Origin of the sequence: Caballeronia sp. LZ034LL, assembly GCF_031451215.1 — a bacterium.
GTDB lineage: Bacteria > Pseudomonadota > Gammaproteobacteria > Burkholderiales > Burkholderiaceae > Caballeronia.
Map to the genome: position 1 here is coordinate 1,336,433 of NZ_JARUXR010000002.1, position 15,697 is coordinate 1,352,129.

A 15,697-nucleotide genomic window follows, 5' to 3' on the forward strand; every position below is an offset into this window, starting at 1 on the left:
GATTTGACCGCCGCACACACCTAGCCGCCAACATTCGATGTGAGGCAGAGCTCGGCCGTCGGCAACCGTTCGATACAGAAAGCCGAGCGTCCAAAATGTGCCGTGTACAATCCGCTCGGGCATGCAGGATAGGAAACGGGTGAAATTGAACGCCGAGAAACTGTCAATCGGTTCATTGTTCCGCAGGTCTTCGCTACGCGGAGGAATGCGCTTACGTCACGGATCGGGGGCGCTCGCGCACTCCGCTTGATATATGCCATGCGGAGCGCTGGCGGCCACCCGGAAAGCAGAGTCCAGTTCGTGACCCAGCATCGACGTCATTGCGGACAGGTGAGAGTTTGTCGTGCTCAGACAACCGTGCCTCGCTCTGCGGTCGTTCGCATGTCGCCTGCCACACGGCAACCTCGTCCCCCACCACACTGTCCGTTTTCAATCGACTTGGGTAGAATTGTTGAAGAATGCAGCGCTTCAGTCACGTTGACCGCGCAGAGAACTTCGCGAACAAGCACACAGTCGCCGCTGAAGCGCTTCAAAACCGGTCGAAAGAACATCTCGAATATGCTGAAGCACGCGTTTCACCCGTTGCACTGGTACGACTACATCGTATATCCGGCTTACGAAGTTATGCTCGCATATCTGGCAAAGATTGAGGAACAGGTTGATGCTGGGGTTGCGGATTTTCGTCGAAACAAGCGGCTTGAAGTCCTTGAAGAGACCGACGAATACAACATAACCGTCGAGCACCATGAGGGTTTTGTGCATGGTTTTTGGGATCTTCATGTGCTCTTCGAACGAGACTTCCCGAGCATTCAACGACGCTCGGCGCTCATCACCCTCTATTCTTTCCTCGAGCACGAGCTTGACAAGCTCTGTGAACTACTACAGAGAACCGAAGATCATGCCTTGAGCTTGAAAGAGATCCATGGGACGGGCATAGATCGATCAGCCATCTTTTTGAAGAAGGTTGCGGGACTTGCCATTCCACGGAATAATCGGCATTGGGCGGAGATCAGAAATATACAAAAGACTCGCAACGCCTTTGTTCATGCTAATGGGCGAATCGAACAAGAATCGAGGCTGTTGCCCTATGTCAAGGCGTCGCAACACCTCGCCATGTACGGTAGCGAGATTACGATTCAGAACGGATATCTCGACCACGTTCTCGACGTGTTCAAGAAGCACTTTCTCGACGTCCACGCGGCCTTACAACTAAAGTACTCGTAGGCGAAATCATCGGTCTCGACCTCTAGTTCAAATCTGACGCCGCTGAAGCTTTAAGTACGCCCACGTCACAGTGGAGTATTCGCGCCGCTGTTGCGCATTTGGCAAGTCCACGGCTATCGCTCGACGCATGCGGTCAGGGCTTCATCGTTGCGCTATCGCTTTTGACGTCCCACATTCTTCAGACCTTGGTTTCCAAGATGTTTCCAAAAAGAGGGGCGATCAATCTCTTTTCTTCCGTCTTCAGTCACTTTGTCGATGCACGCATTCAGGAAATCGAACATTCTTTGAGCGGGTTGGACTTCACCTCCCAGTGCGGCAATGAAGGTCTTCTGTGCATCTGCCTCGAATTCTGCTCGCATACCGAGGACGGCTACCTCCCGATCCGCGACCGCATGACGTTCTGCGAACACCTCGATAACACCTTGATCATTCAGACGGTGAGCTAAGCGAAAAACGAAGAGCCGAAAACTCCCCGAAACCGGACAACGGATTCCCGCGACGACGTCGGTGCGCATGCTGTCCAGAGACTCTTTATCGAGCTTGTATTGCCTCGCCGACGACAGTGCAGCGTTGATCGAATGGTGAATAGCATCCGCTATGCGATCTGACGTAAAGATACTCTTTAGGTCGTCTGGACGGAACATGTCTTCGTCCCATGTGATGGGTACTTCCGAGTTCAACAACAAATTATCGGTTGAGCAAGGCATCGCTACATAGTACTCGCCAATGTCAAACGCCGTATGCCGATGTGAGATTCGAAGTTGACCTAGATGCTCGGTAACGGCATTAAGGATGTGCTGTACTGTTAGTGTGCTGCCCGCGAATGCGATGAAGCATTCAGCCTCTTGATGTATTGATGCATAGCTTTTGAACGTGCCAGCAACGAAATACGGGGCCCACAGCTTCGCGCTCATCCCGTAGACCTTCTGAAATCCTCCGAGCAATGTATGACCCTGACTGCTGGTTATGGCACTGTCGGCTACAACGAATAGTCCATCACAAATAAGAGGGGCGTTGTTCGCAGATTTTGTATTGTCACGCTTCCACGCGTTATCCCAAGGATCGCGTATTAGGTTGTGCCCAGCGATAACAAGCGTCATTCTTCTGGAGTCTCGGTTAAGGTTTGTAAGAGCAGTGTACCGGTCTCAGTGCTCCTGCTCCGCCAAAGCGCTGCAGTGAGTGTTTAAAGTATAAACCTTGGTACCTGATGAAGTTCACTCGAACGAATGGTCTAAAATGTTTTTGCTCTCGGATTGCTGTTGGAATATGCCTTCTCTGATATTCATGAGATCGCTCAGTCCATCGGCCCGCTCCTCGATGTCAGGCGCTGACTTCAGATAGCGCTTTCCTAAAACGCGAGTGGATCCAACATGGATGGACATGACAGGCCGCAAACCATCCTTTGCCAAGCACAATAGCGATCCTCTCAAGCCTTGCTGAATGATATCGGGTAGTTGCCAATCGACTGAATGAACGGACCATAGAACAGGCCAAGGCGGTCTCCCTCGGACTGTAGAACAAGTGAGGAGGATCAGGCCAAGATTGACAACAGTGAGGCAGGTTGCGAATGAAAGTTCGCGGTGATGTAGGCTTCTACCTCCAGCGGCCCGACGCCGACAATGTCGTCAGTCGGCCAAGCTACTGACGTTGAACGCGAGCAACTCCAATGTCCGAAAAGGCCGAAGTCCGGCCCTTACCTCCGCCCTAGACAGCCCCCCTCAAGCCACCCTCTGCAAATACCCCGGCAATTCCGGATCCGGCAACACCGCAAGCACCTTAAGCCTTTGCCTGGTCCGAACCTGCCCGTTATGGAGATGTTCGGCGAGCGCGTCGGCGGCTTTCCGATACTCGCGACGGATCAAGCGTTCGATGACAACTCGATGCTCCACCAACGTCCCCTTATCCGGATGCAGTTGAAAAGCATCATAAAACGCGTGATTAACGATAAGCGGCATATGCGCGTGCCCAATAGCAGCAAGCAACTTCCCATTAGGCGCCCGGCTCAAAAACGTGTCATGAAGCGTGGTTTCGAGCCGATGCAACTCCCCCGCATCAACCGAATCCGGATCGGCGATAGCCCTCTCAACATCCGCCAGAGCCTCTTCAAGCAGCAAAGCCCCCAACAACGGCCCACTAGCCACCAACGCAGCCGGCTCCAACAACCCTCGCAGCTCATAATCCTGCGCGACGGCTCTAGCCGTAAGCGGCCCACAGAGCCAATGCGAGTAAGCGGACTTCTCGACCAGCCCTCGATCCCGCAGCCGATTAAGCGCCTCCCTGACCGTCCCCCGACTAACCCCAAACCCCTCAGCCGCGTCACTCTCATCGATCCTGAAGTGACCAAAAACGATAGCCAGTGAAATTGCGGCCTCGAGCGAATCAAGGATCCGCTCACTGGTGGAAGGAATCGAAAGCGGCTCCGGCCTGCGATCAAACCCTAACGTCTCTTCCGACAAAGGCACGCGCAAAGGCTCCGGCACTCCTCCATCGGCCTGAGCGACCAGATACCCTCGCCCTTCAAACGTATGCAGCAAGCCTCCGGCATGCAGCATCTCAAACGCCTTCCTCACCGGCACCCGACTAGTCCCAAACAACCTTGCCACAGGCCCTTCAAGCAACACGAGCCCGGGCTTGATCGCCCCAACAGCGATAGCCGACTTGAGCCGGTCATGAATCACGCGATATCGCAGACGGCTATCCGCCTCGATCTGCAAATCGCCGGCGGATGTCACGTCAGCCGACGCAACAACCTTATGCGGGGAAGCGCTTGCGCGTCTTGTCATCGTGAAAGCAACTGCATAGAAGCACTTGCGCCATCAGGACCTCATGAACTCGGTCCATCGGCGCACGAGGTAGTTATGCTCATCCATCACCGAATCCCAAACCGCGATCCGGCTCATGCGTGCGACATACCCGCCGCCATCGCGCACTTGCCCGACTGGCACGAGATGCTTGCTGGTAGGCCCTGGCAATTCGGCGGAAGCGCGCGCGCCATCGTACCAGTAGGCCCATTCCGCGTCGCTCATCTGCGCGCGTGAACGCTCGGGATTAGAGATATAGAACCCTTGCCGCGCCATCGTCGCGCCGGCCCAGCCTTCGAGCCACCAGTTCAGGTACTCGTAAGCCGCATCCAGCACCCGACCATGCGCCAGCCGCGAAATCCCGATACCGCCAAACCACGCCCGATATCCCTCACGCGGCCGAGCCAACCGAAAGTTCAACCCTGCCCGCTCGAGCTCCACAGTCGCCGGCGACCAGATACTCTGAATCACGACCTTGTTGGCGATCATCAACTGCGCCGCTTCAGCAAAGCTCGACCAGAACCCCGCAAAGTGCCCGCGCCGCTTGAACTCGATCAACGTCCCAATGAGTCCGTCGATCTCCTCGATCTCCAGGTTGCCGATATCCCGAAACCGCATCAGCCCGCTGGCCTCGACAGCAAGCGCCGCATCGATAGCACCGATAGCCGCATCCGCCTGCAACGCCACGCGCCCCGCGAGTTCCGGCGCAAGCAGCCAGGCCCAGCTTTCCTCGCTATCAATGAGCGAAGCAGGCATCGAATCGGGCAGATACACGAAACTATCCGCATTATGCGTGAGCGGCAGCATGCTGATGCGCTCGCTTGGCTTGCGTGCGAGCGTGCCATCGCCCTGCACGAACAGCCGGTCGGCAGGCACACAGCCCGCGCCACCTGCTGGTTGAGCCTTCGTCTTCGCAAGCCGACCCGTACGCGGCAACGCATTGACCTCATCCCAGCGGCGAATGCGTGAAAGCTCGACAGGCTGAAGCGCATGCGTCGGCCACAAACAATCGATGCTATGAAACCACTGGTCGTACAGTTCGTAGCGATCCGGATGCATGACGCCATCGCGCTGCACGCTGCCGCCGTCCTGCACGACAAAGCGCAGCTTGATACCAAGGTCCTGCTCAGCCCGCTTGCGGATATGTTCCTGAAGCGTGACGCTCGTGCCCAGGACGCGCAACTCGACCTTGGAGGGATGCACCGCGGGTGCTGAAGGACTCGAACGAGCAGTGTTCAATCGACGGTTTCGGCGGTGTGTGGATGAAGATGCCGGCTAAAGCGCCGGTACGAATTGCGGACGGCATCACCATCGAGATGTTCCGCGATGAACACGAGACGCGAATGCCTCGCGCCGTCCGGCCAGGCATCGAGATGCAGGACCGGATGCACGAGATGATGCACCGCATGCACGACAACCGGCTGCCGTGCGCCCTCGAGCGCAAGCAGGCCTTTGACTCGCAGGATGTTATCACCGTGACGGTTCAGCAGCATCGTGAACCAGAGCGTGAACACCGGCCAGTCGAGCGGCTCATCGAAGTCGATGCAAAACGATTCGATACCCGATAACTTCCCGCGATGCGCATTCAAACTCGCAAGCGGGCGGACACCCCCAACGGCGCGCGAACCTGAGCGGAACACCAGATCCGCGAAGTCATGCACATTTGCGGCAACATCGAGCACCAGCGAAGCATCGTCACGCCGCGTGCGGCGCATGATCCGCGCCGCCGGATTCAATCGCGTGAGCATGCTTTCGAGCGCATCGACGGCGGCATCTTCAGCAAGGTCCGCCTTGCTGATCAACAACCGATCCGCCGCCGCAACCTGCGCAAGCCATTCCGGATGACGTGCCTGTTGCTGCTCCGCATTGAGCGCATCGACCACAGTGACAATCGCGCCAATCGAATAATGACTCGACACGATCCGGTCGCCCAGCAAGGTCGCGACGATGGGCGCGGGCGTCGCGAGTCCCGTCGTCTCCAGCACGACCCGCGAGAACGGCGGCACCTCGCCGCGCGCGCGTCGCGAGAAGAGCGTCGCCAGCGCGTCCTTCAGTTCACCGCGAATCGCACAGCAAATGCAGCCGTTATCGAGCAGCACCGTCTGCGCTTCGACTTCGCCCATCAGCAGATGATCCAGCCCGACTTCACCGAACTCATTGACGAGCACAGCCGTGTCGCGCGCCGCATCGCCCTTGAGCACATCGGCCAGCAACGTCGACTTGCCGCTGCCGAGAAAGCCCGTCACGATCGTGACCGGAATGACATCGTAGGCCAGGCTCATGATCGCGCCTCGTCGTCATCGGCGAACATGGCGAGCGGATCGAGCGGTTTGCCAAGCATCGTTTCGGCGGCCTTCCATATCTGCATGAAGTTCTCGACGATAAGCTGTGCACCCGTCGGCGATGACAGCACGAACGACTGCCCATGAAAATCCGCGAGCGTCAGCCGATACCCTTCAAGCACGCGGTTCGCATGCGCCACCTGCACATAGCGTTGCCGTCGCGCGTTCGCGCCTTCGCCCGCCGCCACCGTGTTCGACCAATGCCGTCCGCCGCCCAGCAACCCGCACATGCCGCACATAGCCATCCACTCCTTGCATCAGGGCATGACATCGCCGGAATTCGGACCCAGCGTCTGCCCGACGAACAGATTGCCACCCGGATCCGACGCCAGCAGCACCGCAGTGGGCGCCACTTCCTCTGCGCGTCCGAAGCGCCGCAACGGCAGCTCCTTCGACTTCATCTCCTTCCACGCCGAAGAGATGCCATCGACGAGCGGCGTCTCGATCGGCCCCGGCGCAATCGCGTTCACCAGCACATTGTCCGGCGCCGCCTCCAGCGCGAGCGACTTGGTGAAACCAATCACGCCCGCCTTCGCCGCCGCATAGTGCGTCAGTTCCGCGCCACCCTTGATGCCCAGTTGCGACGCCACATTGATGATGCGCCCCCAGCGCTGCGCTGTCATCGCGGGCAATGCGCGTCGTGAGCACAGGAACACGCTGCGCAGATCCACGCGCATCATCTCGTCCCACATCGCAGCACTGAGATCGACGCAACGCGCCTGCGTCAGCATGCCCGCATTGTTGACGAGAATGTCGATGCCGCCGAACGCTTCGATGCACCGGTCCACAATGCCATGAGCGCCCGCTTCGTCGCCCACATCGGCAGCTATCGTCTCGACACGCACGCCCTGCGCGCGGCACAAATCGGCTTGCGCGGCGAGACGCGCCGCGTTGAGGTCCGCCAGCACGAGACGCGCGCCCGCTTCCGCATACGCTTTCGCAATCGCCGCGCCGATGCCGCTCGCCGCGCCCGTCACCACCGCGCGGCGGCCATCGAGTGAAAAGGTCGATGCCATATGTTTCATGCCTCCACGTTGTGTTCAGCCTGGCCAGCGCACAGTCAAGCCGCCATCCGCGATAATCGACTGGCCCGTGATGTACGAAGCGTCGTCGCTCGTGAGAAAGCGGATCAGCGTCGCGATCTCGCGCGGCGCGCCCACACGTTTCAGCGGAATGCCCTTCGCTGCCTCGCGCAAGCCATCGGGTCCGAGCGAATTGACGGCATCGAGCGATTGCGGTGTTTCGATCAACCCCGGTATCACCGCATTGCAGCGGATATTGCGCGGCGCGAGTTCCATCGCTACCGCGCGGCACAAGCCCGGCACGCCCGCCTTTGCCGCCGAATAATGCGTGTGATCTTCCCAGCCGTACACGCCGCCCGCAATCGATGAAATCGCCACCATCGCGCCGCCGTCCGTCATGTGGCGCGCCGCCGCACGAAAGGTCCGCATGACGCCGGACAAGTCGACATCGAGCATCTGATGCCACTGGTCATCGCTCATGACCGTCAACGGCGATGCCCTCAGCAAGCCCGCATTCGCCACCGCGTAATCGATGCGCCCAAAACGCGCCATCGCCGCTTGCGCAAAGGCCTCGACTTCATCCGCCGATGTCACGTCCACCGCATGCATCACGCATTGCCCGCCCGCCGCTTCCACAGCATGCGCGGTGGCCTGCGGATCGTGCGGATCACCGGGAAAATAACCGCCGACAACAGCCACGCCCTGCTCCGCATACGCCACCGCCAGCGCTTGCCCGATACCGCTTGCCGCGCCTGTCACCAATGCAACTTTCACGAAGACCTCCAGGTTATTTGACGTCGGCGGGATCGACATGCCGCGCGAACAGAATGAGCACGCCGGACAGGAAGCACGGCACCGCGCCGAACCACAGCGCCGCATGCAGCCAGTCGCCGCCGTGATTCAGCATCGACGTGACGCCGACGCCCGCGAGAATCGCGCCGATCGGACCCATCGCATGAACAATCGAGCTGCCCGTGCCGCGAATCGCAGTCGGATAACTTTCGCCGATAAAGAACAGCGCCGCCGAATACGGCCCGATCAGGAAGAACAGCCCAAGGCTATACAACGCGACGACCACCGCCGAGCTGCTCGGCCCGAACAACATGCCCGCGAACGCCAGCCCGCCGAGCATCCAGCCAATAGCCAGCGTATTGCGCCGGCCAATCTTGTCGCCGATAAAGCCATGGCTCAGATAACCGCAATAGCCAATAACATTCGACAACACGAGAATCAGCAACGAGTTCTCGAACGACACGCCGTGCACGCGCGTGAGCACCGTCGTGCCGAGCACGCTGAAGACCTGTATCGCCGACCAGTTCAGCAGGATGCCGCCGCCGAGCACGAGCGTCGCGCGCAGTGCACTGCCGCGAAAGGCTTCCGCAAGTCCCGCGCGGCTATGCTCTTCGTAATCCACTGCATGGGCACTCGCCAGTCCGCGCGCCTCGCTGTCCTGTCCGGCTTCGCGCAATTGCTTGATGCGCTTGTGCAGCAGGAACTGCGGGCTTTCCTTCAGCCGCCGCGTCATGAAGAAAATGACGATGGCCGGAAACGTCGCAAACACGAAGCAGCCTTGCCAGCCGATGCGCGGCAGCAGCAGCGCCGTCAGCCCCGATGCGATCAGCGCGCCAATCGGCCAGCCGCCCTGCACGAGGCTATAGATGAAGCCTTTGCGCGCGTTGAGTTTCGGATCGTTGGCGGCCGAATACAGTTCGTTGAGATAGGTCGCGTTGACCGTTTCCTCCGCATAACCCAAGCCGGAAAGCGAGCGGATCAGCACGAGCGGGACCTGTCCCATCGCGCCGCCCACCACGGTGAGTCCCGAGCAGACCGCCGCGCCCGCCACTGTCCACAGCAGGCCCGCCTTGCGGCCGAGTCGGTCGAGTAACGGCCCGATCGCAAACGCAATCACCGCCGTGCCGATCGCCACGAGCGTGGCAATCTCCGCCTGCGCGGCAGCATCCCAGTTGTAGTGCTTGCCGATCTCCGGCAACAGCGTCCCGAACAGGATGAAGTCATACACGGCGAACACCCACGCGAAGAACGCGACGATGGTCGCGCGTTTCACGTCAATCGGCAGGATCGTCTCGAGTTTGAATCCGGATGAAGCGGACGGCGCTTTGCCGTCCATCGTCGCGCCTTCGCGCAAGGGAGAGGAGTTCATGGGTCGGGGCCTTGGGTCGGTGAGGGTCAGGACTTGCGTGGGCTGCGCCGCAGGAAGTCGTCGGCAATCTCGTCGCATGTACAGAAGCGCACGCCTTCATGTTTGCGGAAATGCGCGATCAATCGTTCGAGCATCAGCAGCACCTGCGCACGGCCCGACACGTCCGGATGAATCGTCACCGGGAACACCGCATAGTCATGCTCGCGATACACCCAGTCGAACTGGTCGCGCCACATCTCTTCCAGATGCCGCGGATTCACGAAGCCATGGCTGTTCGGCGCCTTCTTGATGAACATCATCGGCGGCAGGTCGTCGAGATACCAGTTCGCCGGGATCTCGACGAGATCCGTTTCGTGACCGCGCTGCAACGGCTTCATCCACGTGTCCGGATGCTTGCTGTAATCGATCTTCGTCCACGAATCGCCGACGCGCACGTAGTACGGGTGATAGTCGTTGTGCATCAGGCTGTGGTCGTACTTGATGCCTTTCTTCACGAGCAATTCGTTCGTGACGTTGCTGAACTCCCACCACGGCGCCACGTAACCAGTCGGCCGCTTGCCGCTCAGTTGCGTCACCAGTTCGATGCTGCGGTCGAGCACGGCCTCTTCCTGCTCGGGCGTCATCGCAATCGGATTCTCATGGCTATATCCATGAATGCCGATCTCATGTCCCGCATCGGCAACCGCCTTCATCTGCTCCGGGAAGGTTTCAATCGAGTGACCGGGGATGAACCAGGTCGTTCTGATCTTCTCGCGCTCGAACAGCTTCAAAAGCCGCATCGAGCCGACCTCGCCCGCGAACAAGCCGCGCGAGATGTCGTCGGGCGAATCTTCTCCGCCATACGAGCCGAGCCATCCGGCCACCGCATCCACGTCGATGCCGAATGCAACGAGTATTTCCTTGGCCATACCGTTCTCCTTGAGCAATTCAGTTCAGTGCGACCGTCTGCTCGACGGCCAGTGCGACACCGATCAGCGCGTCGTCGTCGTTTTGCGCGCGCATCAACTGCACGCTGGTGGGAAGTCCCTGTTCGTCGACGCCGGTCGGCATCGCGAATGCGGGCGTGTCGAGATAACTGCCGGGCATCGTCATCGAGAGCGTCGCGAGATTGACCTTCGCGAACAGGTCGGGATCGCGTTCCAGCGGCGCGACTTCAGGCGCGACGTGCGGCACGGTCGGCAGCAGCATGGTCGCGTCCGCGAGTTCGTCGCGCAGGCGCGCGATCAATGGCGCGCGTGCATCGAGCAGTTCAGCGAGACGTGAAGGCGGCACGGCGCGGCTCAGTTCGAGGCGCGTACGCACGCGTTGATCGATACGCTCGGCGTCGGCGGAATCGAGCACCGGTCGATAAAGCTCGAACGCTTCGAGCGAACCGAACCAGCCGCGTGTCTTCAGCAGTTCGCAGGTTTCGTCGAATGCCGCGAGCGGGATTTCGTCGATGCGCGCGCCGGCCCGCACGAGCATCGCGACGAAGCGCATGAAGTTGTTCGCGACGCTGTCCGTCACCGCGAAACGCGTCTGCCATCCCGTCGGCACGATGAAGCGTTGACCGCGCACGTCCGCCGTCGCCGCGATGACGGGTTGCCCGCGCACGGCGGCGTCGAATGCCGCGCAGTCCGCGACGGTGCGGGCAAGCGGCCCGAGCGTATCGGCTGAACGCGACAGGCCAGTCACGCCTGCCTGCGGATAGCGCGCCCTGCTCGCCCGATATCCGACGATGCCGTTCAGCGCCGCCGGCACGCGAATGGAGCCGGCCGTATCGGTGCCGATGGCGATCGGCACGACGCCCATCGCCACCGCAATCGCGCTGCCCGACGACGATCCGCCCGGCACGCGATGCGCGCCCTCGAAGGCCGGATTGAATGGCGTACCGAAGTGCGGATTGAGGCCGAGCCCCGAATACGCGAACTCGCTGAGATTGGTCTTGCCGATGCCGACCAAACCTGCGCGCACGCTGGCCGCGACGAGCGGCGCGTCGGCCGTGGCGGGCGCGCGGTCGCGATACAGCGCTGAAGCGGCCGTCGTCACGCTGCCGCTGATATCGAAGAGATCCTTCCACGCGACCGGCACGCCATCGAGCGCACTGGCCGGACGCTTGTCGCGCCAGCGCTGCGCGGAGGCGCGCGCTTCGTCCAGCGTGCGGGTTTCATCGAAGGAGATGAATGCGCTATTGGCCTTGCGCGCAGCCGACAGCGCCTGTTGCGCGACCTCGACGGGATCGGCGCTGCCCTTGGCATAGGCCTCGGCGAGCGCGCGGGCGCTGACGCCCTGGATGATCGATGAACTCAAGCAAAGTCACCTTGAACGAATGAATGTTGAAAATGTACTTCGTCAACAACATCCGTTTACAGTGACGGGAACAAAAATAAAGGGCAAATCAGGGATTACCCTGATTTGCCCTCATGGACTCGCTAATGGCTCAGTTCGCTCAGGCCTTCTTCGCGCCAATCGTGCGATCGAGGAAGCCGAGCAGCAGCGGACCGATTTCATCGAGCTTGTCTTCCAGCGCGAAGTGCCCCGTGTCCAGAATGTGCACTTCCGCATCGGGCAGATCGCGCAGATACGGATGCGCACCTTCTTCCGGGAAGATCTTGTCGTTCTTGCCCCAGACGATGATCGTCGGCGGCCGGTGTTCGCGGAAGAACGCCTGGAACTGCGGATAGAGCGGCACGTTCGTGCCATAGTCGAGGAACAGGTCCATCTGGATGTCGCGGTTGCCCGGACGGTCGAGCAGGACCTGATCGTGAACCCAGTTGTCGGGGCTGATACGGGACACGTCCGAGACGCCGTCGGTGTACTGGAACTTGGTGATGTCGAGCGTCACGAGACCATGCAGCGCTTCGCGATTCTTCGCCGAGTTGTCGTTCCAGTAAGCCTTGATCGGATTCCAGAACTCACGCAGTCCTTCTTCATACGCATTGCCGTTCTGCACGATCAGGCCCGTCACACGCGCCGGATTCTTCAGCGCAAGCCGATAACCCACCGGCGCGCCATAGTCCATCACATACATGGCAAAGCGTTCGACGCCAAGCCGCGCCAGCAAGGTATCGACGATATCGGCAAAAGCCTGGAAGCCGTACTTGAAGGTCTTGTGATCCGGCGCATCGCTTTGACCGAAGCCGGGGTAGTCCGGCGCGATCACACGATACTTTCCGGCGAGTACCGGAATGAGATTGCGGAACATATGCGACGAAGTGGGGAAGCCATGCAGCAGCAGCACCACGGGCGCATCCTTCGGACCGGCTTCGCGATAGAACACGTTGAGGCCGTCGATGTTTTCAGACTGATAGCGAACGACTGGAATCGAAGTCATGATCGAATCTCCTGTTGGAAGGACATCACAACGCTGCATTCGTCAGAAGCTATGGAGGCTCTCGGGGTTATGTCTGCAGCGCAACTGAATCCATGTTGCCGGATTGATCGCGACGGCAGAATCCTTCAAACCAAGAAGGCACCATTCGGGGATGGAGAAGAATGACCGGGCATCGGCGCTGCCCGGTCGCGCCGGGTCAGAGCAGCGGCAGCACGGATTTGACGTGCCCTTCGAAGCGGTCGAGCAGTCGGGAAGAAGGCCCACGGCCGCGCTGCACCACGATGCCCACGGAAGGCAATGCAGGCAAGCTGTTCGATGCCGGCAAGGTCACGAGATCGGGCGGCACGGCATGCTGCGTCAGCACCGCGATAGCCTGTCCCGAGCGCACCACCGCCGTCAGTCCCGCGAGACTGGCGCTTGCATAAGCAATACGATATTTCCGGCCGATGCGCTCAAGACTCGTAATGGCCGCCTGATGATCCAGCGTGCCAGGCTCGGAGAGCGCGAGTTGCAAGGGGTCGTGATTCATCGCGTCGCTTTCGCCGCTGCCAACCCACACGAATGATTCGCGACGCAGGAATTGATCGCTGCGCGCACTGTCCGGCACGGAGACGATAGCCAGATCGAGGTCATGCTGATCGAGCAGATGCAGCAGGCGCACGGTCGGCGCGCAGACCACTTCGATCAGCACCTGCGGATGCTGCATCGCGAATCCCTGCAGAATCGGCGGGACGAAGACCTGCGAGTAATCCTCGGGACAACCGAGCCGCAACGATCCGGACAAACTTTCGCCGATGAGTTCGGCCACGGCGTCATCGTGCGTACGCAGAATCCTGCGTGCATGCACGAGGAGTCGCTCGCCGTGCACGGTCAGCGTGACGCCACGCGCGCCGCGGACGAGCAGCGGTTTCTCGACGATCAGTTCCAGCCGCTTGATCTGCTGGCTCAATGCGGCCTGCGTGCGTCCGACCTCGCCGGCCGCGCGGCTCATCACGCCGGATTCGGCAATGGCGACGAAGTTGCGCAGCAGATCGATGTCCAGTTGTGGGCCCATAGCCTGAGTGACGTCACGCCGCATGGAGAGAAGAAAACGATTCTCCCAGAAAGCGCAGTCCCTCACACCGCCCGCTTCACCTCGCTACGAAGCGAGCTTGCGGAACGTGGCGATCACCGCATCGCCCTTGAACGGCTTCACGATCCAGCCCTTCACGCCCGCGGCCTTGCCCCGCTCCTTCATCGCCGGGCTGCTTTCGGTCGTGAGCATGATGACGTTGACCGTCTGGTTCGCGAGTTCACCGCGAATCTTCTCGACCATCGTCAGGCCGTCCATGTTCGGCATGTTCACGTCGCTGACGATCAAACGGATGCCCGCATCCGCGCGCAGTTTCGCCAGGCCGTCCTTGCCGTCCACCGCGGTCGCCACATCCAGTCCGCTGCTCTTCAGAAAGCCGGCCACTTCATCGCGCACCGTGCTCGAATCATCCACTACCAATACCTTTGCCATCTTTCTCATTCCTTGCGCCCGAGGCGCTTCATTGCCATTGACACAGTCCCGCGCGGGTTCAGAACAGCTCGAGTTCGCCGTCGCTCTGTTCCTCCATGGCGCTTGCCGCGAAGTCCACGGGCGCCTGCGCGCAGACGCACGCCGTGACTGCCAGATGCGCTTCGCCCCCCGGACGCAGGGCGTAACGCCAGACGTGATCCGGCTTGAGCTCATCGATGAAGTCGATGCAGCGGCTGCTCAACGCAAACGGCGTCGACATGCCCAGATCCGGGAAATGCGCGACCAGTTGCTGGTTGATCGACCCGCAACACAGGTTGACGTGTTCCATCAGCACGTCCGCCAGCGCCTGCTCGCGTTTCGCGCCGGGATAGCAGGCGCGGGTGGCGTCGTCGTCGCTGAAGTGCAGCACGAAGAGCAGGCGGAACGTGAGCGACGAGATCGTCAGCACCAATGCATGCATCGGCAACATCGCGCGATGCTGCTGCTCGTCGGCCTCCGTGATTTCCATCGGCGCATCGTCTCGCGCGCGCAATCGCGCGCACACGGCCTGCTCCACGATCTGCCCGATACTGCGCCGTGCCTCTTCCGAAATCATGCGGCCACCTGTTCCATCTCCGTGCGGAACCGGCCCGCGAGCATTTCCACGCTGCCGAGCGACGCCGTGATCATCTTGCCGCCCGCCTGGATGTCCTGGAACGTGGCGGCAGTAGTCAGGTCGTTGCGCAGCAAACTGTCGCGATAGCTCTTCGACAACTCCTGCGACCGCGAAGCCAGCGACCGCACTTCACTCGCGACGATCGAGAACCCGCGCCCCGCCGAACCCGCGCGCGCCGCCTCGATCGACGCATTGAGCGACACGATCAGCACGTGCTGCACGATCGCCGACAGCTCCTGGTTCTTCGAATGCATGTCGCGGTTCTGCGCCATCAGCGAGATCATCTGCTCGTGCCAGCGCTCGAACGTGAGCGTAAGCACCTTGAGGCGCGCGGCTTCATCGGCGATACGGCTGGCCTGTTGCAGGCGCTCGTCCGCGTGCGCTCGTGCGGCCGTCAGCGTGTGGTGCAGGTCGTCGCGTTCGGCATGCGCGCGGTCGAGCGCGGCTTGCAGCGCAGTCGCCTGTTGCGTCAGTTCATCGATGCGCTTGCCGCTCGCCGCCAGTTCATCGCGGCAGGCGTTTTCGATTGCACTGATCCGCTCGCGAAACGCGCTGTCCTGTTGCAGCTGAATGCCCAGATGCCTCTTGCTCATCTTATGCGCCCAGAACATCACGCTCACGACGAACATCACGCCCACGCAGGCCGCCATCCACTTGTACTCCATTGCCATCACC

At 60.6% G+C, this 15,697-nt stretch carries 16 protein-coding genes; 1 reads left to right on the plus strand and 15 read right to left on the minus strand.

The genetic code is table 11. The features are described 5' to 3' along the window. Positions 1–558 precede the first annotated feature (558 nt). Positions 559–1,224 carry a hypothetical protein gene (locus tag QCE83_RS20615; protein WP_309815087.1) on the plus strand — a complete coding sequence of 222 codons (666 nt, stop codon included), beginning with the start codon at positions 559–561 and terminating at the stop codon, positions 1,222–1,224. 152 nt (positions 1,225–1,376) lie between these two features. On the opposite strand, the gene QCE83_RS20620 is transcribed toward QCE83_RS20615, so the two are convergent. The 15 genes from QCE83_RS20620 to QCE83_RS20690 form a co-directional block, all read right to left on the minus strand. After that, positions 1,377–2,138 carry a hypothetical protein gene (locus QCE83_RS20620; RefSeq protein ID WP_309815089.1) on the minus strand — a complete coding sequence of 254 codons (762 nt, stop codon included), beginning with the start codon at positions 2,136–2,138 and terminating at the stop codon, positions 1,377–1,379. Positions 2,139–2,942: 804 nt separating this feature from the next. Further along, positions 2,943–3,956 (minus strand): GntR family transcriptional regulator, encoded by a 1,014-nt coding sequence (locus tag QCE83_RS20625; RefSeq protein ID WP_309815092.1) that lies wholly within the window; start codon positions 3,954–3,956, stop codon positions 2,943–2,945. A gap of 84 nt (positions 3,957–4,040) precedes the next feature. Beyond that, the gene (locus tag QCE83_RS20630; RefSeq protein ID WP_309815095.1) at positions 4,041–5,228 is read right to left on the minus strand and encodes an extracellular solute-binding protein; all 1,188 of its coding nucleotides are present in this window, start codon (positions 5,226–5,228) and stop codon (positions 4,041–4,043) included. Positions 5,229–5,260: 32 nt separating this feature from the next. Beyond that, complete coding sequence (locus tag QCE83_RS20635) at positions 5,261–6,307, minus strand: GTP-binding protein (RefSeq protein WP_309815098.1); 1,047 nt, start codon at positions 6,305–6,307, stop codon at positions 5,261–5,263. Continuing rightward, positions 6,304–6,612, minus strand: a complete 309-nt coding sequence (locus QCE83_RS20640) for a hypothetical protein (RefSeq protein ID WP_309815101.1) — start codon at positions 6,610–6,612, stop codon at positions 6,304–6,306. Before QCE83_RS20640 ends, QCE83_RS20635 begins: the two co-directional genes overlap by 4 nt. 12 nt (positions 6,613–6,624) lie before the next feature. Next, the gene (locus tag QCE83_RS20645; protein ID WP_309815533.1) at positions 6,625–7,383 is read right to left on the minus strand and encodes an SDR family NAD(P)-dependent oxidoreductase; all 759 of its coding nucleotides are present in this window, start codon (positions 7,381–7,383) and stop codon (positions 6,625–6,627) included. Between the two features lie 24 nt (positions 7,384–7,407). Further along, entirely contained in the window at positions 7,408–8,163 is a 756-nt protein-coding gene (locus QCE83_RS20650) for an SDR family NAD(P)-dependent oxidoreductase (RefSeq protein WP_309815104.1), read from the minus strand. 13 nt (positions 8,164–8,176) lie between these two features. After that, positions 8,177–9,550, minus strand: coding sequence for an MFS transporter (locus tag QCE83_RS20655; RefSeq protein ID WP_309815107.1), 1,374 nt, complete (start codon positions 9,548–9,550; stop codon positions 8,177–8,179). Positions 9,551–9,576: 26 nt separating this feature from the next. Then, positions 9,577–10,458, minus strand: coding sequence for a polysaccharide deacetylase (locus tag QCE83_RS20660; protein ID WP_309815111.1), 882 nt, complete (start codon positions 10,456–10,458; stop codon positions 9,577–9,579). Positions 10,459–10,477: 19 nt separating this feature from the next. Beyond that, positions 10,478–11,839, minus strand: coding sequence for an amidase (locus QCE83_RS20665; RefSeq protein WP_309815112.1), 1,362 nt, complete (start codon positions 11,837–11,839; stop codon positions 10,478–10,480). 139 nt (positions 11,840–11,978) lie between these two features. Further along, positions 11,979–12,863, minus strand: a complete 885-nt coding sequence (locus tag QCE83_RS20670) for an alpha/beta hydrolase (RefSeq protein WP_309815115.1) — start codon at positions 12,861–12,863, stop codon at positions 11,979–11,981. 196 nt (positions 12,864–13,059) lie between these two features. Beyond that, positions 13,060–13,917 carry a LysR family transcriptional regulator gene (locus QCE83_RS20675; protein ID WP_309815118.1) on the minus strand — a complete coding sequence of 286 codons (858 nt, stop codon included), beginning with the start codon at positions 13,915–13,917 and terminating at the stop codon, positions 13,060–13,062. Between the two features lie 84 nt (positions 13,918–14,001). Next, positions 14,002–14,367, minus strand: a complete 366-nt coding sequence (locus QCE83_RS20680) for a response regulator (RefSeq protein ID WP_309815121.1) — start codon at positions 14,365–14,367, stop codon at positions 14,002–14,004. A 58-nt stretch (positions 14,368–14,425) separates the two neighbouring features. Further along, complete coding sequence (locus QCE83_RS20685) at positions 14,426–14,962, minus strand: hypothetical protein (protein ID WP_309815124.1); 537 nt, start codon at positions 14,960–14,962, stop codon at positions 14,426–14,428. Then, positions 14,959–15,687 (minus strand): methyl-accepting chemotaxis protein, encoded by a 729-nt coding sequence (locus QCE83_RS20690; RefSeq protein WP_309815127.1) that lies wholly within the window; start codon positions 15,685–15,687, stop codon positions 14,959–14,961. Before QCE83_RS20690 ends, QCE83_RS20685 begins: the two co-directional genes overlap by 4 nt. Between the last annotated feature and the right edge of the window lie 10 nt (positions 15,688–15,697).

Bases quoted from the DNA above. Each gene is read 5' to 3' on its own strand.
- QCE83_RS20615 (WP_309815087.1), top strand. From the start codon at position 559: ATGCTGAAGCACGCGTTTCACCCGTTGCACTGGTACGACTACATCGTA.
- QCE83_RS20620 (WP_309815089.1), bottom strand. From the start codon at position 2,138: ATGAGCGCGAAGCTGTGGGCCCCGTATTTCGTTGCTGGCACGTTCAAA.
- QCE83_RS20635 (WP_309815098.1), bottom strand. From the start codon at position 6,307: ATGAGCCTGGCCTACGATGTCATTCCGGTCACGATCGTGACGGGCTTT.
- QCE83_RS20640 (WP_309815101.1), bottom strand. From the start codon at position 6,612: ATGGCTATGTGCGGCATGTGCGGGTTGCTGGGCGGCGGACGGCATTGG.
- QCE83_RS20645 (WP_309815533.1), bottom strand. From the start codon at position 7,383: ATGGCATCGACCTTTTCACTCGATGGCCGCCGCGCGGTGGTGACGGGC.
- QCE83_RS20655 (WP_309815107.1), bottom strand. From the start codon at position 9,550: ATGAACTCCTCTCCCTTGCGCGAAGGCGCGACGATGGACGGCAAAGCG.
- QCE83_RS20660 (WP_309815111.1), bottom strand. From the start codon at position 10,458: ATGGCCAAGGAAATACTCGTTGCATTCGGCATCGACGTGGATGCGGTG.
- QCE83_RS20670 (WP_309815115.1), bottom strand. From the start codon at position 12,863: ATGACTTCGATTCCAGTCGTTCGCTATCAGTCTGAAAACATCGACGGC.
- QCE83_RS20675 (WP_309815118.1), bottom strand. From the start codon at position 13,917: ATGGGCCCACAACTGGACATCGATCTGCTGCGCAACTTCGTCGCCATT.
- QCE83_RS20680 (WP_309815121.1), bottom strand. From the start codon at position 14,367: ATGGCAAAGGTATTGGTAGTGGATGATTCGAGCACGGTGCGCGATGAA.
- QCE83_RS20685 (WP_309815124.1), bottom strand. From the start codon at position 14,962: ATGATTTCGGAAGAGGCACGGCGCAGTATCGGGCAGATCGTGGAGCAG.
- QCE83_RS20690 (WP_309815127.1), bottom strand. From the start codon at position 15,687: ATGGAGTACAAGTGGATGGCGGCCTGCGTGGGCGTGATGTTCGTCGTG.